The 649-nt window shown below is 66.1% G+C and carries 1 protein-coding gene; it reads left to right on the top strand.

All coding sequences use genetic code 11. From position 1 onward, the window contains the following. Positions 1–649: condensation domain-containing protein (locus tag PY650_RS36640; RefSeq protein WP_285884995.1), on the top strand; the 649-nt coding region annotated here is incomplete at both ends.

Here is a 649-nt window from a genome sequence, read left to right on the forward strand (position 1 = left end):
AGCCAATGTTCCCGTTGTCATCGATGCGGAGCTGACGCGCGACCTGAAGCGGCTGAGCCGGCAGCATGGCACGACGCTGTTCATGACGGTGCTGACGGCCTGGGCGGCGGTGCTGTCGCGCCTGTCGGGGCAGGACGACCTTGTCATCGGTGTGCCGAGCGCCAATCGCGGCCGGCGCGAGATCGAAGACTTGATCGGCTTCTTCGTCAACACCCTGGCGCTGCGGCTGGACCTGTCGGGCACGCCGAGCGTCGCCGAGCTTCTGGACCGGACGCGGCGCACTGCGCTGGCGGCACAGGAGCATCAGGACCTGCCGTTCGAGCAGGTGGTGGAGATCGCCAAGCCACCCCGGGCTCTTGATCACACCCCGCTGTTCCAGGTCGGGTTGGCCTGGGAGAACGATGCCGGTGGGTCCTTCGACCTGCCGGGGCTGAGCGTCGAGGCTGCGGGGGAGGGGTTCGATCAGGTCAAGTTCGATCTCGAACTGAACCTTTGCGAGCATGACGAGATCATCGCCGGAACGCTGGGTTATGCGAGCGCGCTGTTCGATGAAGCGACGATCGCGCGGCAGCGTGGTTATCTTTTGACGCTGCTGCGGGCGATGGTCGCCGATGCAGGCCAGCCGATCGGCCGCATCGACATCCTGCCG

The sequence above is a fragment of the Martinezella calliandrae genome, from assembly GCF_030272695.1.
In the GTDB taxonomy this organism is placed as follows: Bacteria; Pseudomonadota; Alphaproteobacteria; order Rhizobiales; family Rhizobiaceae; genus Rhizobium; species Rhizobium calliandrae.